26 protein-coding genes and 9 tRNA genes are annotated in these 23,032 nt (G+C 43.2%); 12 read left to right on the top strand and 23 right to left on the bottom strand.

What is annotated here, in order from left to right; translation table 11 throughout:
• Positions 1 to 17: 17 nt before the first annotated feature.
• Positions 18 to 983 carry a calcium/sodium antiporter gene (locus L4D20_RS16040; RefSeq protein WP_428802610.1) on the bottom strand — a complete coding sequence of 322 codons (966 nt, stop codon included), beginning with the start codon at positions 981 to 983 and terminating at the stop codon, positions 18 to 20.
• 243 nt (positions 984 to 1,226) lie between these two features.
• Between L4D20_RS16040 and mlaF the strand changes: the two genes are divergently transcribed.
• The 8 genes from mlaF (at position 1,227) to L4D20_RS16000 (ending at position 6,656) form a co-directional block, all read left to right on the top strand.
• On the top strand, positions 1,227 to 2,021 hold the full coding sequence (mlaF, locus tag L4D20_RS16035; RefSeq protein ID WP_428802881.1) for a phospholipid ABC transporter ATP-binding protein MlaF: 795 nt from the start codon (positions 1,227 to 1,229) through the stop codon (positions 2,019 to 2,021).
• Positions 2,022 to 2,035: 14 nt separating this feature from the next.
• Entirely contained in the window at positions 2,036 to 2,812 is a 777-nt protein-coding gene (mlaE, locus tag L4D20_RS16030; RefSeq protein WP_428802880.1) for a lipid asymmetry maintenance ABC transporter permease subunit MlaE, read from the top strand.
• 2 nt (positions 2,813 to 2,814) lie between these two features.
• The gene (gene mlaD / locus L4D20_RS16025; RefSeq protein ID WP_428802609.1) at positions 2,815 to 3,306 is read left to right on the top strand and encodes an outer membrane lipid asymmetry maintenance protein MlaD; all 492 of its coding nucleotides are present in this window, start codon (positions 2,815 to 2,817) and stop codon (positions 3,304 to 3,306) included.
• A gap of 4 nt (positions 3,307 to 3,310) precedes the next feature.
• Positions 3,311 to 3,979: an ABC transporter substrate-binding protein gene (locus tag L4D20_RS16020; protein WP_428802608.1), complete on the top strand. Its 669-nt coding sequence runs from the start codon at positions 3,311 to 3,313 to the stop codon at positions 3,977 to 3,979.
• The gene (locus L4D20_RS16015; RefSeq protein ID WP_428802607.1) at positions 3,979 to 4,296 is read left to right on the top strand and encodes an STAS domain-containing protein; all 318 of its coding nucleotides are present in this window, start codon (positions 3,979 to 3,981) and stop codon (positions 4,294 to 4,296) included. The genes L4D20_RS16020 and L4D20_RS16015 overlap by 1 nt, the downstream gene beginning before the upstream one ends.
• A 3-nt stretch (positions 4,297 to 4,299) precedes the next feature.
• On the top strand, positions 4,300 to 4,554 hold the full coding sequence (gene ibaG, locus L4D20_RS16010) for a BolA family iron metabolism protein IbaG (RefSeq protein WP_428802606.1): 255 nt from the start codon (positions 4,300 to 4,302) through the stop codon (positions 4,552 to 4,554).
• A gap of 9 nt (positions 4,555 to 4,563) precedes the next feature.
• Positions 4,564 to 5,829 (top strand): UDP-N-acetylglucosamine 1-carboxyvinyltransferase, encoded by a 1,266-nt coding sequence (murA, locus tag L4D20_RS16005; RefSeq protein ID WP_428802605.1) that lies wholly within the window; start codon positions 4,564 to 4,566, stop codon positions 5,827 to 5,829.
• An 86-nt stretch (positions 5,830 to 5,915) separates the two neighbouring features.
• Positions 5,916 to 6,656, top strand: coding sequence for a 1-acylglycerol-3-phosphate O-acyltransferase (locus tag L4D20_RS16000; protein ID WP_428802604.1), 741 nt, complete (start codon positions 5,916 to 5,918; stop codon positions 6,654 to 6,656).
• Between the two features lie 292 nt (positions 6,657 to 6,948).
• Here L4D20_RS16000 and L4D20_RS15995 read toward each other — a convergent pair.
• The 13 genes from L4D20_RS15995 to mutY form a co-directional block, all read right to left on the bottom strand.
• Positions 6,949 to 7,024: transfer RNA gene (locus L4D20_RS15995), tRNA-Asn, on the bottom strand.
• Between the two features lie 33 nt (positions 7,025 to 7,057).
• A tRNA-Thr gene (locus L4D20_RS15990) sits at positions 7,058 to 7,133 on the bottom strand.
• A gap of 39 nt (positions 7,134 to 7,172) precedes the next feature.
• Positions 7,173 to 7,248: transfer RNA gene (locus L4D20_RS15985), tRNA-Asn, on the bottom strand.
• Positions 7,249 to 7,279: 31 nt separating this feature from the next.
• Positions 7,280 to 7,355: transfer RNA gene (locus tag L4D20_RS15980), tRNA-Thr, on the bottom strand.
• 67 nt (positions 7,356 to 7,422) lie between these two features.
• A tRNA-Phe gene (locus L4D20_RS15975) sits at positions 7,423 to 7,498 on the bottom strand.
• 221 nt (positions 7,499 to 7,719) lie between these two features.
• Positions 7,720 to 9,345, bottom strand: a complete 1,626-nt coding sequence (locus tag L4D20_RS15970) for a methyl-accepting chemotaxis protein (RefSeq protein ID WP_428802603.1) — start codon at positions 9,343 to 9,345, stop codon at positions 7,720 to 7,722.
• Between the two features lie 339 nt (positions 9,346 to 9,684).
• Positions 9,685 to 9,760, bottom strand: a tRNA-Asn gene (locus L4D20_RS15965).
• Positions 9,761 to 9,815: 55 nt separating this feature from the next.
• Positions 9,816 to 9,891 (bottom strand) — tRNA-Phe (locus L4D20_RS15960).
• Positions 9,892 to 9,898: 7 nt separating this feature from the next.
• A tRNA-Thr gene (locus L4D20_RS15955) sits at positions 9,899 to 9,974 on the bottom strand.
• 63 nt (positions 9,975 to 10,037) lie between these two features.
• Positions 10,038 to 10,113 (bottom strand) — tRNA-Phe (locus tag L4D20_RS15950).
• A 103-nt stretch (positions 10,114 to 10,216) separates the two neighbouring features.
• Positions 10,217 to 11,368, bottom strand: coding sequence for a membrane-bound lytic murein transglycosylase MltC (gene mltC / locus L4D20_RS15945; protein WP_428802602.1), 1,152 nt, complete (start codon positions 11,366 to 11,368; stop codon positions 10,217 to 10,219).
• A gap of 121 nt (positions 11,369 to 11,489) precedes the next feature.
• Complete coding sequence (locus L4D20_RS15940) at positions 11,490 to 11,762, bottom strand: oxidative damage protection protein (protein WP_428802601.1); 273 nt, start codon at positions 11,760 to 11,762, stop codon at positions 11,490 to 11,492.
• Positions 11,759 to 12,835: an A/G-specific adenine glycosylase gene (gene mutY / locus L4D20_RS15935; RefSeq protein WP_428802600.1), complete on the bottom strand. Its 1,077-nt coding sequence runs from the start codon at positions 12,833 to 12,835 to the stop codon at positions 11,759 to 11,761. Before mutY ends, L4D20_RS15940 begins: the two co-directional genes overlap by 4 nt.
• 165 nt (positions 12,836 to 13,000) lie before the next feature.
• Between mutY and trmB the strand changes: the two genes are divergently transcribed.
• Entirely contained in the window at positions 13,001 to 13,720 is a 720-nt protein-coding gene (trmB, locus tag L4D20_RS15930; RefSeq protein WP_428802599.1) for a tRNA (guanosine(46)-N7)-methyltransferase TrmB, read from the top strand.
• Between the two features lie 142 nt (positions 13,721 to 13,862).
• The gene (gene glsB, locus L4D20_RS15925) at positions 13,863 to 14,783 is read left to right on the top strand and encodes a glutaminase B (protein WP_428802598.1); all 921 of its coding nucleotides are present in this window, start codon (positions 13,863 to 13,865) and stop codon (positions 14,781 to 14,783) included.
• A gap of 74 nt (positions 14,784 to 14,857) precedes the next feature.
• Here glsB and hemW read toward each other — a convergent pair whose 3' ends face one another.
• Genes hemW through L4D20_RS15890 form a run of 7 tightly spaced genes read right to left on the bottom strand, consistent with a single transcriptional unit; the run spans position 14,858 to position 19,621 of the window.
• Positions 14,858 to 16,027 carry a radical SAM family heme chaperone HemW gene (hemW, locus tag L4D20_RS15920; RefSeq protein WP_428802597.1) on the bottom strand — a complete coding sequence of 390 codons (1,170 nt, stop codon included), beginning with the start codon at positions 16,025 to 16,027 and terminating at the stop codon, positions 14,858 to 14,860.
• 12 nt (positions 16,028 to 16,039) lie between these two features.
• On the bottom strand, positions 16,040 to 16,630 hold the full coding sequence (locus L4D20_RS15915; RefSeq protein WP_428802596.1) for an XTP/dITP diphosphatase: 591 nt from the start codon (positions 16,628 to 16,630) through the stop codon (positions 16,040 to 16,042).
• Positions 16,631 to 16,658: 28 nt separating this feature from the next.
• A complete protein-coding gene (locus L4D20_RS15910; protein WP_428802595.1) occupies positions 16,659 to 17,090 on the bottom strand; it encodes a DUF4426 domain-containing protein in 432 nt (143 codons plus the stop codon).
• A gap of 38 nt (positions 17,091 to 17,128) precedes the next feature.
• Positions 17,129 to 17,437, bottom strand: a complete 309-nt coding sequence (gene yggU, locus L4D20_RS15905; RefSeq protein WP_428802594.1) for a DUF167 family protein YggU — start codon at positions 17,435 to 17,437, stop codon at positions 17,129 to 17,131.
• Positions 17,437 to 17,994 carry a YggT family protein gene (locus tag L4D20_RS15900; RefSeq protein WP_428802593.1) on the bottom strand — a complete coding sequence of 186 codons (558 nt, stop codon included), beginning with the start codon at positions 17,992 to 17,994 and terminating at the stop codon, positions 17,437 to 17,439. Before L4D20_RS15900 ends, yggU begins: the two co-directional genes overlap by 1 nt.
• A 47-nt stretch (positions 17,995 to 18,041) precedes the next feature.
• Positions 18,042 to 18,860 (bottom strand): pyrroline-5-carboxylate reductase, encoded by an 819-nt coding sequence (gene proC / locus L4D20_RS15895; RefSeq protein WP_428802592.1) that lies wholly within the window; start codon positions 18,858 to 18,860, stop codon positions 18,042 to 18,044.
• A gap of 50 nt (positions 18,861 to 18,910) precedes the next feature.
• Positions 18,911 to 19,621 (bottom strand): YggS family pyridoxal phosphate-dependent enzyme, encoded by a 711-nt coding sequence (locus tag L4D20_RS15890; protein WP_428802591.1) that lies wholly within the window; start codon positions 19,619 to 19,621, stop codon positions 18,911 to 18,913.
• Between the two features lie 23 nt (positions 19,622 to 19,644).
• Here L4D20_RS15890 and L4D20_RS15885 point away from each other — a divergent pair, with 23 nt between their 5' ends.
• Positions 19,645 to 20,682: a type IV pilus twitching motility protein PilT gene (locus L4D20_RS15885; RefSeq protein WP_428802590.1), complete on the top strand. Its 1,038-nt coding sequence runs from the start codon at positions 19,645 to 19,647 to the stop codon at positions 20,680 to 20,682.
• A 50-nt stretch (positions 20,683 to 20,732) separates the two neighbouring features.
• On the top strand, positions 20,733 to 21,839 hold the full coding sequence (locus L4D20_RS15880; protein ID WP_428802589.1) for a PilT/PilU family type 4a pilus ATPase: 1,107 nt from the start codon (positions 20,733 to 20,735) through the stop codon (positions 21,837 to 21,839).
• Positions 21,840 to 21,961: 122 nt separating this feature from the next.
• Here the strand turns inward: L4D20_RS15880 and ruvX are convergent, their stop codons facing one another.
• Both ruvX and L4D20_RS15870 read right to left on the bottom strand, forming a co-directional pair.
• Entirely contained in the window at positions 21,962 to 22,387 is a 426-nt protein-coding gene (gene ruvX, locus L4D20_RS15875; RefSeq protein WP_428802588.1) for a Holliday junction resolvase RuvX, read from the bottom strand.
• A 72-nt stretch (positions 22,388 to 22,459) separates the two neighbouring features.
• Positions 22,460 to 23,023, bottom strand: coding sequence for a YqgE/AlgH family protein (locus tag L4D20_RS15870; protein ID WP_428802587.1), 564 nt, complete (start codon positions 23,021 to 23,023; stop codon positions 22,460 to 22,462).
• Positions 23,024 to 23,032 lie beyond the last annotated feature (9 nt).

The following is a 23,032-nucleotide window of genomic DNA, read 5'->3' as shown; positions in this document are numbered from 1 at the left end:
GCTACTCCAAATCTGCGTTATGCAGTCATATTGATGATGAGATAAGCCTGATAAGCAATAAAGAGGGTAAATAGAACTCCACCCTCTATGCGATTAATACTGCGAGATTTGCCCAGTGCCATCACGACAAGCAGCAACGAAACGGCCAGCATGACCCAGAAGTCTCGATCCATTGCCTGTGCATTGATAATCGATGGGCTTAAAATACCAGGGATGCCCATGACTGCGAGAATGTTGAATACGTTTGAGCCAATAATGTTACCGACTGCCATGTCGTCCTCACCCTTTAATACGCCGGCTAAAGAGGCCGCAAGTTCAGGTAGGCTGGTACCAACGGCGATAATCGTGAGGCCAATGACTAGGTCACTCATGCCAAAGAATTTAGCGATAATAACGGCGTTATTGACTAGTACACTTGCCGCAATCGGTAGAATAATCAAACCGATGACAACCCACATACCGGCTTTTATGTTACTCACACCCTCAGGGACTTCAGACTCTTGTTCATCAATGAGAGCATCACCATTTTTCTTCTCATTTCTGCTGATGCGTAACATCGTCAGGATGAAAAAGGCGAATAGAACAAACAGTAGAATACCTTCAGGGCGGCCAAGGTGGTTATCCCACAAGATAACGCCAGCGACTAAGGTCACGCCAATCATTAAAGGAAGCTCACGTCTTAGAACCGCAGAGCTAATAGATAGAGGCTTAATTAACGCGGTAATACCGAGAATTAAGGCAATGTTTGCGATGTTTGAACCCAATACGTTACCAACGGCAGTATCGGTTTTTCCATCTAATGCGGCAGTGGCTGAAACCATCATTTCAGGAGCTGAAGAACCCATGGCTAGTATTGTCATACCGATAACCAATGGCGATATACCTACATTTCGTGCAAGTGCGGCAGCACCAAAAACCAGTTTGTCCGCACTCCATACTAAAAATATGAGTCCGACAATGAGAAATGCTACAGCTTCCAGCATGATGATTCCTAAAATTAATTCAATAATGGCTTAACCGTTAATTTTGACGGTTTGGTCGGTAAAAGGGAAGATTTAGATGAAATTAATTCTCTGTTAGTGAGTAACTTGTCTCGATGTTAATAACAAAGGGACGGTTTTTTTCGACGCATATCGAATTCAAAGCCTAATACTTTAATTTAACGAGTAATATGCTTATTATTCATAATCTAATGGATGCACATTTATGGATGATACTCAGTGCCTATGCCAGCAAGTGATCTCATTACAATCAACCAATTAAACTTCTCTCGTTCGGGGAGAGTCATTTTTGATGATATAACCTTGTCTGTTCCTACCGGAAAAATCACCGCGATTATGGGTCCCTCAGGGATAGGGAAAACAACGTTACTGCGATTGATCGGAGGCCAGCTATCTCCTGACTCTGGCGAAATATGGTTTGATGGTGACAATATCCCTCAGCTAAATCGCAGCCAATTGTATCAATCACGTAAAAAAATGAGCATGCTATTCCAGTCAGGTGCTCTGTTCACCGATTTGAGCGTGTTTGATAATGTTGCCTACCCTTTGCGAGAGCATACCAAGCTAGATGAGTCGTTAATTCGCACATTAGTTCTGCTAAAACTTGAAGCCGTAGGTTTACGTGGTGCAGCGCAATTAATGCCAAGCGAACTTTCTGGAGGCATGGCAAGGCGTGCAGCTTTAGCTCGAGCTATAGCACTTGACCCAGAACTTATCATGTATGACGAACCTTTTGTTGGCCAAGACCCGATCACTATGGGCGTTTTGGTTGAACTTATCCGTAACTTAAATCAGGCGTTGGGTGTCACCTCTGTGGTTGTTTCTCATGATGTCCCTGAAGTGATGAGTATTGCCGACTGGGTTTACTTACTTGCCGATGGAAAGGTCATTGCACAAGGCTCCCCTCAAGAACTTGAGGAGAATACTGATCCTAAAGTTGTACAGTTCTTACAAGGTTTCGCGGATGGACCCGTTCCATTTCGCTACCCTGCTCGTGATATTAAACAGGAGTTATTTTAATGATTGCGACATTGATGGCGTTTATATCTAGCATTGGTCAACGCGCGATCTCAATATGTGAAGCTTTTGGGCGAGCCAGTTTTATGCTTTATGGCGCGCTTATCACTCGGCCACAACCGATAAAAAACTTTCCTCTATTATTGAAGCAACTGCATAGCGTTGGTGTTCAGTCTTTAGCAATTATCCTCGTGTCAGGTCTATTTATTGGTATGGTTCTGAGCTTGCAAGGGTACGTGGTATTGGTTGATTACGGAGCTGAAGGAAGCTTAGGACAAATGGTAGCACTCTCTCTATTGCGAGAGTTGGGCCCTGTAGTGACGGCATTGCTCTTTGCTGGACGTGCAGGCTCTGCGTTAACCGCTGAAATTGGCCTTATGAAAGCAACCGAACAGCTATCAAGCCTAGAAATGATGGCTGTCGATCCCCTTAAGCGAATTATTGCACCAAGGTTCTGGGCGGGGATTATTTCTATGCCGCTGCTTGCGATGATCTTTATGGCGGTTGGCATTTGGGGTGGTCAACTGGTAGGGGTCGATTGGAAAGGCATCGATCACGGAAGCTTTTGGTCTGCGATGCAATCTTCGGTAGAGCTGGGTAAAGATATTGGTAATAGCGTGATTAAATGTATGGTATTTGCTTTTACTATTACATGGATAGCGCTGTTTAATGGTTACGACTCTGTTCCTACATCAGAGGGAATTAGCCAAGCCACAACACGTACCGTTGTGCACTCATCTCTAGCTGTATTAGGGCTAGACTTTATACTGACCGCATTGATGTTTGGGAATTAATCATGCAACAAAATAAAAAAATGGAATTTTGGGTTGGCGGCTTCGTACTGGTGGGAATTTGCGCAGTCTTGATAATGATTTTTCAAGTTGCTGACGTTAAAGGGCTAGGTTCGAACGATACTTATACCCTACATGCTGAGTTTGACAACATAGGAAGCTTGAAGGTGCGATCTCCCGTTAAAGTAGGTGGGGTCGTTGTCGGTCGAGTAACCAGTATCGGTTTAAACCCTGATAACTTACTGCCATTCGTTTCGATGGATGTAAGCAGTGATTATCAACAGTTTCCTGAGACATCAAGTGTACAAATTCTGACTTCTGGTCTGATTGGTGAGCAGTACATAAGCCTAATACCAGGTTTTGTTTTTGATGATGAAGAGATGCTAATTGATGGTGATTATGTAGAAGATACTAAATCGGCATTGGTGTTGGAAAACTTGATTGGCCAAGTGCTATATAGCCTTGGTGGGTCTGATGATAAAGAGGCTGAGGAGTAGTCGTATGTTTAAAGCTCGTAAGTTTAGTAGCCACTGGTTCAGTATTGTCATTGGATTCGTTAGCTGCTTATTAGTATCGACCTCCATTCACGCTGAAGTACTCGATAAGACTCAGCCGTATCAAATGATGAAGCAAGTCTCAGAGCAAGCTTTCTCACGCTTAAAGGCAGAGCAGGATATTGTGCAGCAAAATCCTGAGCATCTGAAAGTGATTGTGGAAGAGGAGCTGATGCCGTACGTCAATGACAGATACGCAGCGTTAAAACTACTTGGTCAGAATGTCAAAGGTGCAGATAGAAGTGATGTCGGTGTTTTTATGCAGGCGTTTCGTAAATATCTTGTTACCTCATATGCTCAAGTATTGACGCAATATACCAATCAAACGATTGAGTTAGGACCAGAGCCGCGCTTAGAAGCAGGTAAGAGAATTACTACGATTAAAGTCGATATTATTGACGCACCTAGACCGAATATAAAGCTTGAATTTAAGCTGCGCAAAGATAAGAAAACGGGAGAGTGGGCCGCGTTTGACCTTATTGCAGAAGGCATTAGCTTGTTATCAAGCAAGCAGTCAGAGTGGAGCGGAAAGATTCGCCAAGAAGGAATATTAGCCGTTGCGAAAGAACTAGAGTCATTAGCAGCAAAGCCTATTCATTTTGAGAGAACACAGTGATGAGTCATCCTCAGTGGCAGCAGTCTAGTTTTGATAGTGTTAGTTTGCTTGGCATTATTGATAGAGAAACAGTCCCGTCGCTGTGGAATTATGCGCAAACATGGCAAGTGGACGAAAAAGAGGTCGAAATATCACTAAAAAATGTAGAAAGAATTGATTCTGCAGGAATGGTGATGTTAATTCACCTAATAGAGCATGCAAAAAAGCAAAACTGTCATATAATGCTCAGCTTCGTGCCAGAGCAGCTGAGCACCTTATTCAAGTTAAGCCATATAGAATCAATCTTAACTGAACACATACACATAAAGCAGGGGTGAATTGTGGATAGCGCAAAAGTACAACAGATTTTAGAAGAGACATTAAGCCTTCAAGAAGTGCACGTAAAAGGCGAGGGAAGCCATTACGAAGTCGTCGCTGTTGATGCTTGTTTTGATGGGATGAGCCGCGTTAAAAAACAACAACTTATTTATGCACCTCTGATGGAATTCATTCAAAGAAACGACATCCATGCAGTATCAATAAAAGCGTTTACGCCCGCAGAGTGGGCACGCGATAAAAAATTGATGTCGTTGTAAGGTTATTTAATGGAAAAGTTTCGAGTAATTGGATCGAAGGCACCGTTAAGCGGTGAAGTGACGATCTCTGGTGCTAAAAATGCAGCACTGCCTATTTTATTTGCTTCAATCTTGGCTGAAGAGCCGGTTGAGGTAAGCAATGTCCCACATCTTCGTGATATCGATACGACGATGGAGCTGCTTAAGCGCTTAGGTGCGAAGGTTTCACGTAACGGTTCAGTTCATGTTGATCCAAGTAATATTGATGAATACTGTGCACCGTATGACTTAGTGAAAACGATGCGTGCATCTATTTGGGCTCTTGGTCCATTGGTTGCTCGATTTGGCTATGGTCAAGTGTCACTGCCTGGCGGTTGTGCAATTGGTGCGCGTCCTGTGGATCTTCATATTCATGGACTAGAGCAACTTGGCGCAACAATCACGCTAGAAGATGGCTACGTTAAAGCTTCTGTTGACGGTCGTCTTAAAGGCGCTCATATCGTCATGGATAAAGTCAGCGTAGGCGCAACAATCACGATTATGTGCGCAGCTACGCTTGCAACAGGTACGACTGTTCTTGATAACTCAGCACGTGAGCCTGAAATTGTTGATACTGCTGACTTCCTAAATAAGTTAGGCGCTAAAATCAGCGGTGCAGGAACTGACACAATTACCATAGAAGGTGTTGAACGCCTTTCTGGTGGTAAGCACGCAGTTGTCGCTGACCGAATCGAGACGGGCACGTTCCTTGTTGCTGCTGCAGTTTCTGGCGGTAAGGTTGTATGTCGTAATACTAATGCTCACCTGCTAGAGGCGGTATTAGCTAAGCTTGAAGAAGCGGGTGCTGACGTTGAGACCGGTGATGATTGGATCAGCGTTGATATGACGGATCGAGAGCTAAAAGCGGTAACGATTCGTACGGCACCTCACCCTGGTTTCCCAACGGACATGCAGGCTCAATTTACGCTGTTGAACTTGATGGCTAAAGGCGGCGGTGTGATCACCGAGAATATCTTTGAAAATCGCTTTATGCACGTTCCTGAGCTTATGCGTATGGGGGCTAAAGCCGAGATTGAAGGCAATACTGTGATCTGTGGTGATGTTGAAGAGCTAAGCGGTGCTCAAGTGATGGCAACCGATCTTCGCGCTTCAGCGAGTCTTGTGATTGCAGGCTGTATTGCACAAGGTGAAACGGTTGTTGACCGTATTTATCATATCGATCGTGGTTACGATAAGATTGAAGATAAGCTGTCTGCACTGGGTGCAAATATTGAGCGATTCAGAGAATCGGGTTAATATCAGCTTCAGAATTAGAGCCGAAACCTTATCCCTAATTGGCATAGCGTTTCGGCTTTTTTATTAGGTTCTATTGGAGAACAATAATGATTGCACTTTTTCGTATAATTGCCTTGGCTGTTTTTGCGATCGTCATGTTTGTTTTTGGTTGTGGTTATTGCTTATTTAGCCCGCGCAACCCAAAGCACGTATTCACATTTGGCCGCTACTTCGGCCGTATGTCTAAAGTATTTGGTATCAAATTAGAGCTACGTATCCCTGACGATGCGTATGAGCGTGGTCAGCATGTCTATATTGCCAACCACCAAAACAGCTGGGATCTATTTACTATCTCTTCTGCGGTAACACCAAAAGTGGTAACGGTAGGGAAAAAAAGCTTAGCTTGGATGCCTCTGTTTGGTCAGCTTTATTGGCTAACCGGTAATATCCTTATTGATCGCGCTAACCGCTCTAAAGCGAAAGGAACGATCGATCAAGTTGTCGACAGCATTAAGAAAAGTGGCGTATCGGTATGGATGTTTCCTGAAGGGACGCGTTCACGTGGTCGTGGATTACTTCCATTTAAAACGGGTGCCTTTCACGCTGCAATTGGTGCCAAAGTGCCTATTATTCCGATTGTGTGTAGCTCAACAGGCCACGTTAAACTTAATCGTTGGAACAATGGTCATGTTATCGTTGAAATGCTTCCGCCCGTAAGCACAGAGGGCTACGATAAGAGCACTCTTCGTGAGCTATCTAATGGTTGTCGTGAGCAGATGAAAGAGAAGCTTGAAGCACTCGATAAAGAAGTAGAAACGTTGAATCAAGCTAGAACAGCAAAGAGTTAAGCTTACTCGTTAGATTTTAAAAACCAGCACTTGATGCTGGTTTTTTTGTGTCTGAGATTTAGTGGTTAACAGTGCTTTGGTAATACGCACAGGGTAATTAGAGTAAATCAGGGAAGGTTGTCTCAAAAGGATACGAAGATAGGACATAGAGCGATATAGGCGCGAATAGAGTGGGGGTAGGACACTGAGCTGTAAGTATTAATCAGTGGGACTAAATTGCCAGATCATGAAATGCTAGTAGCAAATTATAGGTATAAAAAAACCTCATCAAATGATGAGGTTTTTTTGAATATGGCTCCCTTTACTGGACTTGAACCAGTGACATACGGATTAACAGTCCGGCGTTCTACCAACTGAACTAAAAGGGAACAGATTTTGTATTTCTTCCTAAAGGGAAGAAATGGTGCCGACTACCGGAGTCGAACTGGTGACCTACTGATTACAAGTCAGTTGCTCTACCTACTGAGCTAAGTCGGCACGTATTTTTTAACTACCGTTTTCACGTTAGTTGTAATGTGGCTCCCTTTACTGGACTTGAACCAGTGACATACGGATTAACAGTCCGGCGTTCTACCAACTGAACTAAAAGGGAACAGATTTTTCTAAAGTAAGTTAGGAAAGAATGGTGCCGACTACCGGAGTCGAACTGGTGACCTACTGATTACAAGTCAGTTGCTCTACCTACTGAGCTAAGTCGGCACACTATATTCTTCTTAAACTTTCTTTCTTAACTGCTGATACTAACACACCAACAATTTTAAAATTGTGGTGCCCGGAGGCGGAATCGAACCACCGACACGAGGATTTTCAATCCTCTGCTCTACCGACTGAGCTATCCGGGCAACGAGGTGTATTAAACGGTTTTTCTCTTTTCAGGTCAACACTAAATTGCAAAAAAAATATCGTTTGTTGTTTTTCTATACTCAGTGAGGCATTTTTACTCATTATTAAGGGCTAGAGGACGATATATGGTCATTGTGATAGGGTTCAAAAACTTAGACAGCGAGTAATAAATCAAAAAAAAGCACGCTTTCTAGCGTGCTTTTACTATTTGCTACCCAAATTATTGCTTAACAGTGAACTTGTTGACCCAAGTTTCTAATTCATTTGAAAGAGAAGTCAGGGTTTGTGTACTGTTATGACTCTCAGTAACAACACCACTTAGTTGAGTACCGCTCTCCTCAATCATATTAATACGCTTAGAAATATCATCACCTACTTGGGTCTGTTCAGCCGCTGCAGTCGCGATTTGATGGCTCATTGCTGAAATAGACTCTAAGGCGACAACAATCTGCTGTAGAGCTTCAGAAGCATTTTGAGACTCTGTCACTGTGCTTTGGCTTGTCTCAGCACACACTTCCATTGTATTGATAGCGTTGCGCGAGCCTTCTTGAAGGTTGTTGATCATCTGCTGTATTTCTTTGGTGCTCTCTTGAGTTCGACCTGCGAGATTACGAACTTCATCAGCAACAACGGCAAAGCCGCGACCTTGCTCACCAGCACGAGCAGCCTCAATGGCTGCATTAAGTGCAAGCAGGTTGGTTTGCTCAGCGATATCGCCAATTACGTCCAGAACCTTCACAATGCTGTTTACGTCGTTATCAAGGTCCGCAACAGCTTGGCTTGCTGTACCTAGCTGAGTGGCGAGCCCTTCAATGTTATCTACCGTGTTGTGGATTAACTGCTGAGTATGCTGGCTCTGCTTATCCGCTTCATCCGTGTTGCTAGCCGTATCTCGAGCAGAGTCTGCTACATTCATTGCTGAGGAGGCCATCTCTGTCATTGCTGTGGCGATCATGGCTGTCGATTGCTGCTGTGTATCAGTTAACGTGGCAATGCTACCTGCACGAGCTTCAACTTGGCTTAGCTCACCACGTAGGGCATGCATTGAGCTATCGAGATTAGTTACGAGCTCGGCGAGTGAGCGACTCATTTGCTGTACAGCATGATAAATACTGCCATTTGGAGCCGTATTCTCAAAAGAGATCTGAATATCACCATTGGCTACTGCTTGAACGGCATCACTTACTTCCTGAGGTTCGCCGCCAAGTAAAGCTAAGATCTTACGAATGGAAATAATAACGACAGCAAGAATCCCACCTGCAATGACAAGACAAAGGAATAGTTGCCATTGAGCGGTCGCCCAAAAACGAGCGTTGGCTTCGTTGAAACCAATCCCTGTACCAACGACCCAATTCCAACGAGGTGTTTTTTGGGCGATGGATAGCTTTTCTTCAATAGAGCCATCAGGCTGTTTTTGAGTCCAAGTATATTCAATGATTCCGCGTCCTGAACGGCTCAATTCATTTAATATGATTTGGCCGACGCTATTGCCGCTGCCATCTTTGAATTCGTGAAAACTAGTATCGTGAATCTCTGGGTCATGAGGGGCCGCAACAAATATCATATTTTCATCGGCAACATATACATATTCATTATCTTTGTAGATATTGTTACGCAGAAGACGTGTCGCAAGCTGCTTTGCTTGCTCGTCATTAAGAGTGCCATCAGCTGCCATCTTTTCAACTTCAGTCAAAATACTGTAGGCACTTTTAAATAATTCAGTCACTCGCGCTTTATTATCAATATTACTTGCAACGCGAAGTGTCCATAGACCTGTCATGGTTAGCGCTAAGAGAGCGATAAGTATGAGACCTGAGAGTAAATAAGCTTGTGTCTTTAATTTCATTGCTTCTGTCTCCACAAAAGTAGTGGTGTGTAAATGATACAAAGTATCGAATTGCCATATACGCGTAAGGATAGTGTAGAAGTGTAAATACGAATATTCGATTAATCTTAAAACTTGATAGAGATTAAATTTCTAGAGCAAAAAAAGTATCAGGCTAAAGTGTTGTTATCAAACGGCTTATATCACTCTGTGGTTAAATGCCATTATGTACATAGATAGAGTTTGAAGTGTAATTGCTAGGGATAGTCTGTTTTCTTTGGATAAAAGGGGAGTAGGCTGGAAGATAGGTAATCTGCAGATACAAAAAAGCCTCATCAAATGATGAGGCTTTCTTTAAAGTGGCTCCCCTTGCAAGACTTGAACTTGCGACATACGGATTAACAGTCCGCCGTTCTACCAACTGAACTAAAGGGGAATTATCTGTGTCAACATCAGGTCTAAAAGACCATTATTTGTTAAGCACCAAATAATGGTGCCTCGAGGCGGAATCGAACCACCGACACGAGGATTTTCAATCCTCTGCTCTACCGACTGAGCTATCGAGGCAAAAGAATGGTGCCGACTACCGGAGTCGAACTGGTGACCTACTGATTACAAGTCAGTTGCTCTACCTACTGAGCTAAGTCGGCACACTAAATTCTTATTGCTTCTGCTGCTGTTTAATTTTACTTAGACACCAACAAATCAAATTGTGGTGCCCGGAGGCGGAATCGAACCACCGACACGAGGATTTTCAATCCTCTGCTCTACCGACTGAGCTATCCGGGCAACGGAGCGCTATTAAACGGATTTTCTTCCACTTCGTCAACAGGTTTTTTAAAATAAATGCAAAAAAGTGATTAACCGCTGTTTATTTACTCAATTGTTTCGTTTAGGTTTTCCCCGAGTTAAATTCTTTCTTGTAGTTGGTTACTTTTTCTAGGTAGCGTCTTGCTTCCGCATTGGAGTGCTTATTTGTCAGTGCCCAATAAACTTGATTCGGTTGCAACGAGTTAAGATCACGCATCGCTCGTTTACGGTCATTGCGGTTAAACGTATTTAATACACCACCTGCACCACCGTTGTAAGCCGAAATCATACTGTACTCCAGAGAGAGTGGATGATTAATGTCTTTGAGGTAGCGGTTTTTTAGGATGTAGAAGTATGCGGTGCCCGTATCGATATTCTTTGCTGGATCGAACAAGTACTCAGGTGATGGCTCACCGGGTTTCTTCTTAACTAACTTAAATACATCACGTCCTGCTGTTTTTGGCACAACTTGCATCAGACCATAAGCATTTGCCCAACTCACCGCATAAGGGTTAAAGCTGCTTTCAGTCTTGATGATTGCATAGATAAGATCTTCTGGAATATCGTATTTTTGCGATGCTTGGCGAACAATACTCGCGTATTTGTAGCTTCGGATCTCTACTTGATCCTCCACCATAGGGATCTCTACGTAGTAGGCTTTTTTAAAGTCTACGTTTTTAGTTTTCAAATGGTTAGCTATGAGGTAGTCAGCGAATTTATTAGCGCGCCAAGACCACTGAATGGGTTTGTCATCTTGGTCGACGACTTGTTCATACAGAAAAGGTCGCCCTTCAAGTTTGATGCTTTTTGACGAGAATAGATCGACATTTAGCGGGTCATCGGGCGTCAATAATGTCGTGACAATGGCATTTCTCAGATGTTTTTTAGGGTCTGTTGGCGAGACTGTTTCAACAACAATCGTGCCTTTGTCAAAGTTTACTTCAGAGCGACTTAGGTAATTATCAATGTACTTTACGTAGTTACTTTTACCCGCGACTTTAATCTCTCGGCTACCCCAACGCTTTTCAATGTTGCCACTAAAGCTGCTGATTAGTGCGTCTAAAGCGCCGATATCTTTTTCAAATTGGCCAGGAAGCTCGGCAAGTTTGGTGGCAAATCGATTAGTTGGCTCGTAGTTAACGTCGTAAATACTCTCAACAAATTCTCGACTACATCCGGTTAATACTGTTGCGCTAACTAGTGCCGCTGTAAAAAAGTAGGCTACCTTTTTCATAGATTCCCTAAGTTCATCATAGATCCCTAAATAACGTCTTCGTCAATCGTAAAGGTTTAGCACCACTAATAAACGGTGCTAAGCCTAAATTTAATCGGAAGACGTTTTAGCTGTTTTTCGATTACTGACTTGGTGGTGTATAGCCTTCTATATGGACTTCTTTACCTTCAAATAAGAAGTTAACCATTTCAGTTTCAAGCAGTTTTCGGTGCTCTGGATCCATCATGTTGAGCTTCTTCTCGTTGATCAACATCGTTTGTTTGCTCTGCCACTGTGCCCAAGCCTCTTTTGAAATATTGTCAAAAATACGCTTACCAAGTTCGCCTGGGTAAAGTTGAAAATCTAGCCCGTCCGCGTCTTTGTTTAAACGAGCGCAAAATACAGTACGGCTCATAGTGATTCCTTTTTAAAAGTTGATTGAAGCTCAAATGGTAAGCTTTCCAGTAGTTGTTTTACTGGAGCAGCTAAGCCGACTTCATCTGGTTGAGATAAGTTATACCAAAGACCTTTAGCCTCTTCCATTATCAAATCCGGTTGTTTTGATAACTCTACCAATATCGGAGTGATATCGAGGTGATAATGGCTAAATGTGTGGCGAAATGAGATTAACGTTTGTTGATGCTTTATATGTGTATCTTGAATTGCTCTCTTATCAAGCTGATATTCAACGGCTTCATCAGTATGCTCAGGAAAACAGTAGAGGCCACCCCAGATACCACTTTGAGGTCTTTGCTCCAGCCAAACTTGATTGTCGTTATGTAAAATAACAAACCAAGTCTCTTTTACTGGTTTCTCTTTTTTCGGTTTTTTTCCCGGGTAGTCGAGCGGGTTATCTTGTTTATTTGCCAAGCATAACGTTTCAATAGGGCAGAGCGTACACTTAGGTTTGCTACGTGTGCAGACCATTGCGCCCATATCCATCATGGCTTGGTTATATCTATCGACATCGCTATCGGGCGTGTGCGCTTCAGCAATTTCCCATAGCTTGTTTTCTACTTTTTTTTGTCCCGGCCAGCCGTCAATAGCAAAGCTGCGTGCCAAAGTTCTTTTCACATTACCATCTAAAATAGCGTGAGGCTGTTTATACACAGACGATAGAATCGCAGCGGCTGTGGAACGTCCAATCCCTGGCAAAGCGTTCATTTCCTCTAGCTGTAGAGGAAACTCGCCGTTGTATTCCGTGGCAACAATTTGCGCGGCTTTATGTAAATTACGCGCTCTAGCGTAATAGCCAAGGCCTGTCCACAGGTGTAGCACTTCATCCTGCTTTGCGTTCGCTAAGTCGATAACAGTAGGGAAACGCTGTAAAAATCGCTCATAGTAAGGGATAACAGTCGCGACTTGAGTCTGTTGCAACATGATTTCAGATAGCCAAACACTGTAGGCCGTTTTGTTTTGTTGCCAAGGTAAACTTTTACGCCCGTAAGCGTCATACCATTCTAAAATGGCGTTTGCGAAAGGAGTCACGACATGCTCGATGTTTTTCTTTTATTAGACCTAAAATTGCACCACAATTACGGTTGGATGTAAAACAGACAATTTGTGTGGGAATTTATCTGTAGAAAGACTTGCACCTGAGGCAATTCTTTGGATAATCCCCGCTTTGATGAATCAATGTGCAGGCAAATACCAATGAGTGAAGTGACCACTAACGAATATACTGAAGACGGCAAACTGGTTCGTAAGATCCGTAGTTTTGTTCGTCGCGAAGGCCGCTTAACGAAAGGCCAAGAAAATGCGATGAATGAATGTTGGCCAACAATGGGTATCGATTACAACCCTGAACTTCTTAACTGGAGTGGAGTATTCGGTAATGAAAACCCGGTTGTATTAGAAATTGGCTTTGGTATGGGTGCTTCATTGGTAGAAATGGCGAAAAACGCACCTGAGAAAAACTTCTTAGGTATTGAAGTTCATAGCCCAGGTGTTGGTGCTTGTTTAGCTTCTGCTCGTGATGCTGGCGTAACGAACTTACGCGTGATGTGTCATGATGCGGTTGAAGTGTTCGAACACATGATTCCAAACAACAGTCTGCACACGCTACAGCTTTTCTTCCCTGACCCTTGGCATAAAGCGCGTCACCACAAGCGTCGTATTGTTAAAGCTGAATTTGCTGAAATGGTACGTGGAAAGCTACAGCTTGAAACGGGTATTTTCCACATGGCAACAGATTGGGAAAACTACGCAGAGCATATGATTGACGTTATGCAGCTAGCACCTGGTTTTGCAAACATTGCAACGGATGGTAATTACATCCCGCGTCCAGATGAGCGTCCTTTGACAAAATTTGAAGCACGCGGTCATCGATTAGGTCACGGTGTGTGGGATATTAAATACAACCGCACTGCTTAATCGATTTATTAAATAAAATTAATATCGAGAAAAGCCAACACGTTATGTTGGCTTTTTTGCCCTCTACGCTTTCTATTTTCGTTAGAAGGTTTTAAGTCTAGAGCAGGTTGACGATGTAAAGCACTTGGAATTGGAGCTGTAGATGAAACCAACGCAGTTGATCTTAGACGAAATTTTGCAAGAAGTTCGCCCCTTGATTGGTCAAGGAAAAGTCGCGAATTATATTCCTGCTCTTGCCAAAGTGGCGAATGACAAATTAGCGATTGCTGTATACACCAAGGAAGGCGAAGTGATCAAAGCCGGTGATGCGGATGATGCTTTCTCAATCCAATCAATTTCAAAAGCGCTCAGTCTAACGCTTGCAATGTCGCTGTATAAGCCCGAAGAAATTTGGCAACGGGTAGGCAAAGAGCCGTCAGGGCAGGCTTTTAACTCACTGATCCAACTAGAGATGGAACAGGGCATCCCACGTAATCCATTTATCAACGCTGGTGCGATTATAGTAGCTGACTTATTGCAAAGCCGTCTATCTGCGCCTAGACAGCGTTTACTCGAGTTTGTGCGTCAGTTGTCCGGTGATACTCATATTGTTTACGACAAGGTCGTAGCGGCTTCAGAAATGATGCATAGCGATCGTAATGCAGCGATAGCTTACCTTATGCGTTCATTTGGTAATTTTGAAAATGATGTTATTCCTGTTCTCAATAATTACTTCCACGCTTGCTCACTGAAAATGAGCTGTGTGGATCTTGCGAAGACGTTTAGCTACCTCGCCAACAAGGGAACCTCGGTACAGACGGGTAGACAGATCATTACTCCGACACAAACGAAACAGCTCAATGCTCTGCTGGCGACTTGTGGCTTGTATGATGGTGCAGGGGAGTTTGCTTATCGTGTTGGTATGCCGGGGAAATCGGGTGTTGGCGGTGGTATTGTTGCTATTGTGCCTAATGAAATGACGATTGCAGTCTGGTCGCCAGAGCTTGATCAATCGGGTAACTCACTAGCGGGAACTCAAGCGTTGGAAGTGCTTTCAGGTCGTATTGGTCGTTCGATTTTCTAATTGAATCTTTCATTACATCTTAAATTAATAAAAATGGAGCCTAGTTGGCTCCATTTTAAGCGTTATGATGCTTGTTACTCTTCCATCATAAATGCTTCAAGAAGATCATTTAAAAAGAGCTTCCCTTTTTGCGTGATCTGCCAATGAGTATCGGTTTCACTTAAGTACTGTTTATCTAGTGCCCAATGAATGGTTTCGTTAACGGCACTTAGAGGTAGCCCAGTAGTATCGATAAAGTCCTGTTTTGGACACGCTTCCATTAATCTAAATCGATTCATGAAAAACTCAAAAGGACGGTCATCGTGATCAACGTAGTTTTCATCGGATAGATAAGGCTTGGTTAGATTTTGATAGGCAGCCAAATATCCTTTAGGGTGCTTAATCTTTGTAGTGCGAACAATGCGACCATCAGCAAAGCTCAATTTACCGTGTGAGCCACAGCCTATGCCTAAGTAATCACCAAAGCGCCAATAGTTGAGGTTATGCTGACACTGATATTCCGGTTTGCTGTAGCCTGATATCTCATATTGAACATAACCAGCATCACTGAGTTTTTTATGTCCTTGTTCAAATATATCCCACAAATCATCGTCATCAGGAAGAGTCGGAGTCTTGTAGTAGAACATGGTGTTGGGCTCAATGGTCAGTTGATACCAAGACAAATGCGGAGGGTTTAGTTCAATTGCTTTATCCAGATCATCCAACGCTTGCTCGATACTTTGTTCGGGTAGACCGTGCATTAAATCGAGATTAAAACTATTGAGTTTTATATCGTGAGCGAGATTGGCTGCGTTGATCGCTTCTTGCGGCCCGTGAATGCGTCCTAAGCGTCCTAGCTTCTCCTGCTCAAAGCTTTGTACTCCGATTGAAATACGAGTGACTCCCGCTGCCTTATAGCCAGTAAAGCGTTCCACCTCGACAGTTCCAGGGTTGGCTTCCATTGTGATTTCGATATCATTTTTAAATGGAATGCGTGACTCAATGCCTTTAAGTAGGGTATCAATCCCCTCGGCTGAAATTAGACTCGGCGTGCCGCCACCAATAAAGATGGAGTGAATAGGACGAACATTATCGTTAAGTTTATAGCGCTCAATATCACTATCTAGGTCTTCAAGCAGCGCTGAAATATACTCTTCTTCTGGGATTTTCCCTTTTTGTGCATGCGAGTTAAAATCGCAATAAGGACACTTTTGTACACACCATGGAATGTGTACATATAAGCTCAGTGCAGGAGGCTTTAACATCGTTTTCGTCGCTTACTTTTCAAGTGCTGCAAATAGGCTTTTAAGCGCTTTGCCGCGATGAGATAGCTGCTTTTTACGAGTTGATTCTAGAAGAGCAGACGCACAGTTTTCTTCTGGTACGTAAAAAATAGGATCGTAGCCGAAGCCATTCTCACCTTCAGCTTCGGTGAGAATGCTACCTTCCCATTTTCCGTGGCATACGATAGGCGTTGGATCGTTTTCATGACGCATTAGCACTAAGACACAGTGGAAACGTGCTGTTCGCTGTTCTTCTGGTACGTCTTTCATCGCTTCCAATAGCTTTTCAAGGTTTTGCTGATCACTTGCCCCTTCACCTGCATAACGAGCTGAGTAGATCCCCGGAGCGCCTTTTAGAAAATCCACTTCTAGGCCTGAATCATCAGCAATAGCAGTTAACCCTGTTTCTTTTGCAGCGTGACGAGCCTTGATGATGGCATTTTCAATAAATGTCGTGCCTGTCTCTGCTACTTCTGAAACGTTAAACTCACTTTGTGCGATAACATCGAAACCAAAATCAGACAGTAAGTCTGCCATTTCACGCACTTTGCCTTGGTTGCCAGTCGCTAATACTATTTTTTTCATTGTCTTCTCGAATATGGATAGGTTGAAGCTATTCTTCAACGTAAAATTTTTGTTGGAACGTTAATGGACCAGCACCAGAGTTGCCTGCGTGTACGTCAATATTAAACGTAAGCACTTCTTCGTTACTGATTGGAAATTCAGCTAGATAGTAGATGGCATCTGCTTCTTTGATTTCTCGAAATTTTAACTGGCGAGTCTGGCCGATTAGGTTTCGTGCGCTGCCGGATACTTCTGCTGTTGTTGCTGGCTTGCCCAATTGAGAGTTGTCCAACACGCTGATGTTTAATATTGCAGAGTAACCATTACGTTTAAGTTTGTAACTGGTTGCCACCTCTTTGGTGAGGAAGGTGGAGTTAAAGGCGGAGTAGTGGACTTCGACATCTTTAATTGTCGTAAATTGCCCAGCCCACGTCGGTGAGATGAGTAGAGTACTAATAAGTAAGGTGATCCATCGAGTCATTAAGTATTCCTTATCTAAATTCACAAATTAAAAAGCCATCATAAGATGGCTTCAATATCACTTGGAATGAGAGCAGGGCTTTGAACTCTTATCTGTTTGTGCCGCCCTAGCTCACCTTTTTCAATATCGATTAACCCTTTAGCGACTTTAAATTGTTTGGAAAGAAATTTAGTTAAATGTGCGTTTGCTTTCCCGTCAATAGGAGGAGCAGTAATGGCAACTTTAAGTTCATCACCATGTACGCCAACAATTTTATCTCGACTTGCTTTTGGCTGAATGTAGAGCCTTAAAACAATGTCGTTTCCATCTTTCCAAGCCGCTAATTCTTTATGAGCCGCTAAAGGCATTATAGCTGATGCCAGATAGGACCGATTAAGTCGCCCATCAAGAAGTTCGCAAATTGCAGACCAATAAATAGCACTAGCACACTTAAATCAAAGCCGCCCATCGCTGGAAGAATACGGCGAATCGGTGCCAGCATTGGTTCAGTTAATTGATGGAATACAAATTCAATTGGGCTACGACCTTGGCTTACCCAGCTTAAAATGGCACGGATAAGCAGTACCCAGAATAGAAGACCGCCAGCGGCTTTAAGTAGTGATAATAAGCCTAGGAATAGGAAGTCAGGGCTAAATGCGAAAGATCCACTTGAATTGATCATCACTAGAGCGACAAACTTCAGAACGCAAAGTACGTAAGCAAATAAAATTGTTGCCAGATCGATACTGCCAATTGATGGAATAACACGACGAAGCGGCGCAACAACAGGTTGAGTCGCTTTGACAATAAATTGTGAGAATGGGTTGTAGAAATCAGCACGTGAAGCTTGTAGCCAGATACGTAGCATGACGACCATGATATACAGGTCAAATAGTGTTGAAATTAAAAAACTCATTGAGCTCATAATCAGTCCTTAAGACAAAGTGAAATCGTTTATATCAAACGGTTAAATTAAAATTCTTGTTCCATCTCTTGCGCTCTAGCAACGGCTGATTGCATCGCTTTAGCTACAATATCTGAAAGTTGATGTTCGTTAAATGTTCTTAGTGCCTCGGCGGTAGTGCCACCTTTTGAGGTGACTTGCTCACGCAGAGTTGAGAGCTGAGTATCAGGGTTTGCTACCACCATCTCTGCTGCACCTAAAGCTGATTGTTGAACAAGCATGCGCGCCGTTGATTCATCAAAACCTTGTGCAATAGCTTCGGCTTGCATCGCTTCCATAAATAGGAAGAAATAAGCAGGCGCACTGCCAGCAGCAGCAATAATGTTATTAATGCCAGATTCTTGCTCAACCCAACTTACTTTGCCAACGGCACTCATCAGTTCAGCGGCAAACTCTTTGTCTTGTTTCTTTACATTGTCAGCAGCGAATAAACCGCTCATGCCCTGACCAACCAAAGAAGGGGTATTTGGCATAACACGTACAAGGCTTAGTGTGGCATCAAACATTTCGTTAAGGCGAGCAGCACTAATTCCGGCGGCAATAGAGATAACCAACTTGTCACTGTAATCAACAGTGCGAAGATCTTGGCTAACTGACGCCATTAGCTGAGGTTTAACTGCCATTACAACGACATCGGCATCTTGCACAGCACTTAAGTTATCAGATTGCGTATTGATGCCATATTGCTCGCTCAGGAAATCAAGTTTAGGTTGGCTTGGATTTGTCGCCGTGATTAGCGCTGCTGGGTAGCCACTTGCTACAAGGCCCGCAATAATTGAGCGCGTCATATTTCCTGCGCCGATGAAGGCTATTTTCTTCTGTTCCATTTCATTCAACCTAAATTATGTGAGCGTTATTTAGTTTACGTTTAATCGTGCTAAGACTTGTTTGAGTAGTCTCGTGCGCCAAAGATAGCAGTTCCAATCCGTACCATCGTACTGCCGGCATGAATTGCTGCATCCATATCACCACTCATGCCCATAGAAAGAGTATCGATGTGGTCATATTTTTCAGCCAACTGCTGTTTCAATGTGGCCAGCTTTTCAAACTCCGCTAATTGAGACTGATAGTCGGGTACATTGGCTGGAATCGACATCACTCCTCTTAATGTGAGGTTTGGTAGCGATGAAATCAACTCAGCTAACGCAAAAACTTCATCACTATTAATACCCGATTTACTTTGTTCACCACTGGTGTTGACTTGAATAAGTACTTGAAGTGAACCCATACTTTCAGGTCTTTGATCATTGAGCCGCTGCGCAGTCTTAGTTCGATCAATGGTATGAACCCAATCAAAGTGTTCAGCAACAAGGCGTGTTTTATTGGACTGAATTGGGCCGATAAAATGCCACTCTAAATCAAGTTCAGAGTGAGTTTGGTTAAAATGTTTAACCTTATCGACGCCTTCTTGCACGTAATTTTCGCCAAAAGTGCGTTGTCCACACTTAGCAGCATCGAGAATTGCTTCTATAGGCTTAGTCTTGCTCACTGCTAAAAGTTGCACGGACTCTCGAGGTCGTCCACACTTTTGTTGTGCGCTTTCAATCTGTGAGGTGATATGTTCAATATTTTGTTGAATACTACTCATGGCTACTTTACTAAGGAAATTTAATGGATATCGCAGAGTTACTGGATTTTAGTGTAAAGCATAATGCTTCAGATCTACACCTTTCTGCAGGAGTACCTCCAATGGTACGTATAGATGGTGAAGTAAGAAAGCTTGGTGTGCCTGCTTTTAGTCATGCGGATGTACATCGACTCGTTTTTGAGATCATGAACGATTCTCAGCGCAGTGAATTTGAAGAGAAGCTTGAAGTGGATTTTTCCTTTGAATTGCCAAACGTAGGGCGCTTTCGTGTTAATGCCTTTAACCAGTCGCGTGGTAGTTCAGCTGTTTTTCGTACCATCCCTGTACATATCCCAACGTTAGAACAGATTGAAGCGCCAGAGATCTTTGAGAAAATATCCAACTATGAGAAAGGTTTGGTGCTTGTCACTGGTCCTACAGGTTCAGGTAAATCGACAACTCTGGCAGCAATGGTTGACTACATTAATCGTAATCACAATAAGCATATTTTGACTATTGAAGATCCGATTGAGTTTGTTCATGAGAATAATAAGTGTTTGATAAACCAACGTGAAGTTCACCGAGATACGCATAGTTTTAAAAACGCATTGCGAAGTGCTCTGCGAGAAGATCCCGATGTAATCTTAGTGGGTGAGCTTCGAGATCAAGAGACGATCAGTCTTGCGCTGACAGCAGCAGAAACAGGACACTTAGTCTTTGGTACGCTCCATACTAGCTCCGCGGCTAAAACGGTAGATAGAATTATTGATGTGTTCCCTGGTAGTGATAAAGACATGGTGCGCTCTATGTTGTCTGAATCGATGCGAGCGGTGATAGCACAGAAGCTGCTAAAGCGTGTTGGTGGCGGCCGAGTGGCGTGTCATGAAATTATGCTAGCAACACCGGCAATACGTAACCTGATTCGAGAAGACAAGGTTGCCCAAATGTATTCGATTATTCAAACGGGCGCGGCTCACGGCATGCAGACCATGGAACAAAATGCCAAGCAGCTCATTGCTAAGGGTGCAGTTGACCCTGAAGAAGTACAAAAGAAAATTGAAGTAGAAACGTCGCTATTTTAATGAGAGTGAACGGCGATCAGTGCTTAAATCAAAATTAATGAGAACCTAAAATGGAATTGAACCAGTGTTTGCAAGGCATGATCAACGAGAAGGCATCGGATGTATACATTACCGTTGGTGCACCTATTCTATTTCGTGTTGATGGTGAGTTAAGAGCGCAAGGTGATAAGCTTAATGAAGAGCAAGTAAAGCAGCTGTTAACATCGATGATGGATGCAGATCGCGCTCTAGAGTATAAGCAGACTAAAGAAGCCAATTTCGCCATTGTGCGTGATATTGGGCGTTTTAGAGTGAGTGCTTTTTATCAGCGTGAGCTTCCGGGTGCGGTTATTCGCCGCATTGAAACCAATATCCCAAGCTTTGATGATCTTAAGCTGCCTGATGTTCTGCAAAATCTCTCGATTGCTAAACGAGGTTTGGTGTTGGTGGTTGGAGCGACAGGCTCAGGTAAATCGACCACCATGGCCGCGATGACGGGTTATCGAAACAACCACCGTACGGGTCATATCCTTACGGTTGAAGATCCGATCGAGTTTGTTCATGAACACAACCGCTGCATCGTGACTCAGCGAGAAGTTGGGCTTGATACGGAAAGTTATGAAGTAGCATTGAAGAACTCATTGCGCCAAGCGCCTGATATGATTTTGATTGGTGAAATTCGTAGTAGAGAAACCATGGAATACGCCATGACGTTTGCTGAAACAGGGCATCTATGTATGGCGACACTTCATGCGAACAATGCAAACCAAGCGTTAGAACGTATTTTGCACCTTGTTCCTAAAGAGCAAAAAGAGCAGTTCCTGTTTGATCTTTCTATGAACCTGAAGGGCGTGATCGGCCAACAGCTCATTCGTGATAAGAATGGTCAAGGGCGTCATGGGGTGTTTGAAGTGCTATTGAATAGCCCAAGAGTTTCGGATCTTATTCGCCGTGGTGATCTTCATGAATTAAAAGCAACCATGGGTAAGTCGAAAGAGATTGGTATGCAGACATTTGATCAAGCGCTTTATCAATTGGTGATCGACGATAAGATCAGTGAGCAAGATGCGATGCACAGTGCGGATTCAGCGAACGATCTAAGGTTGATGCTGAAAACTCAGCGTGGGGAGAGTTTTGATTCCGGTAAGTTAAGTAACGTTAAAATCGATATGGACTAATTCCCTTTGCACTAGAGTCTGAAACTCCAATTACTTTGGGGCTATATTCTGGAATTGAGATAATTTCTGCAATAAAAAAGCTTGGTATCAACCAAGCTTTTTTATTGATTGAGAATAATCGGCTATTCACTCCATTGGGTTTCAAACCAACTTTCTAAGATAACCACGGCTGATTGGCAATCGACATTGCCTTTACTCAGTGCTTTATAACCACCCATGCTAAACAGATCAGAGCGAGCTTCAGTGGTTGAAAGCCTTTCATCATGAAGTTCAACTGGAACCCCATAGCGGCCAAACAGTCGATTGGCAAACTTCTTCGCTCTAGGCGTAATCGTCGCTAAATCTTTTCCATGTAGGTCTGTTGGTAAACCTACAATGATTAAATCGGGCTGCCACTCTTTAATTAGCTTTTCAATATCATCCCATTGGGGGATGCCATCTTTCGCTTTAAAGGCCTTGAGAGGCGAGGCGGTACCAGTAATATCTTGGCCAATTGCGCTGCCGATACTTTTTGTACCGTAGTCAAAAGACATAATTGTTCGAGACATTTAATATTCCAAAATGAGCTTGGCTCTGTTGCTACTAAAAAGCTTGTTTCTAATAAACTTGTGTCTAATGAACTAAGCGTGACCCGTTTGAGTTGATAATTGCGCGGCATCGATGCCTAGCATTTGAACCGCAGCACGCCAGCGTTCACGAATAGGCGTATTGAAGATCACATCGGGATCCGCTTCCATTGTTAGCCAAGTGTTTTCTGCAAGTTCTACTTCTAACTGGCCTGCTTCCCAACCTGAATACCCTAGAGCAATAACATAACTGTTGGGTTCAGCGTCGGTGCCGAGTACTTCTAGAATATCTTTAGAGGTTGTTACAGAGATTTGATCGGTCATTTTTATGCTTGATTCATATTCATCTTTTGGTTGATGAAGAATGAAGCCACGATCTTCAGAAACAGGGCCACCGTTCAATACGGGTTTTTCTAAGCTATTGGTGTTGAGTTGAGGCTGAGTGGGTTCGATATCAACCTTTTTGAGCATACCGCCGACCGTAATATCAATAGGGGCATTGATCACAAGTCCCATAGCACCGTCTTGATTGTGTTCGCACACATAAATGACTCGATGCTGAAAGTAGGGATCTTCCATTCCGGGCATGGCAACTAAGAAATGATTTGTTAGGTTCATAACAACTCC

The organism is Vibrio kyushuensis, assembly GCF_050337325.1.
In the GTDB taxonomy this organism is placed as follows: Bacteria; Pseudomonadota; Gammaproteobacteria; order Enterobacterales; family Vibrionaceae; genus Vibrio; species Vibrio kyushuensis.
The sequence above is the reverse complement of the archived record's forward strand: the minus strand, read 5'-3'. Positions and strand labels throughout refer to the sequence as shown.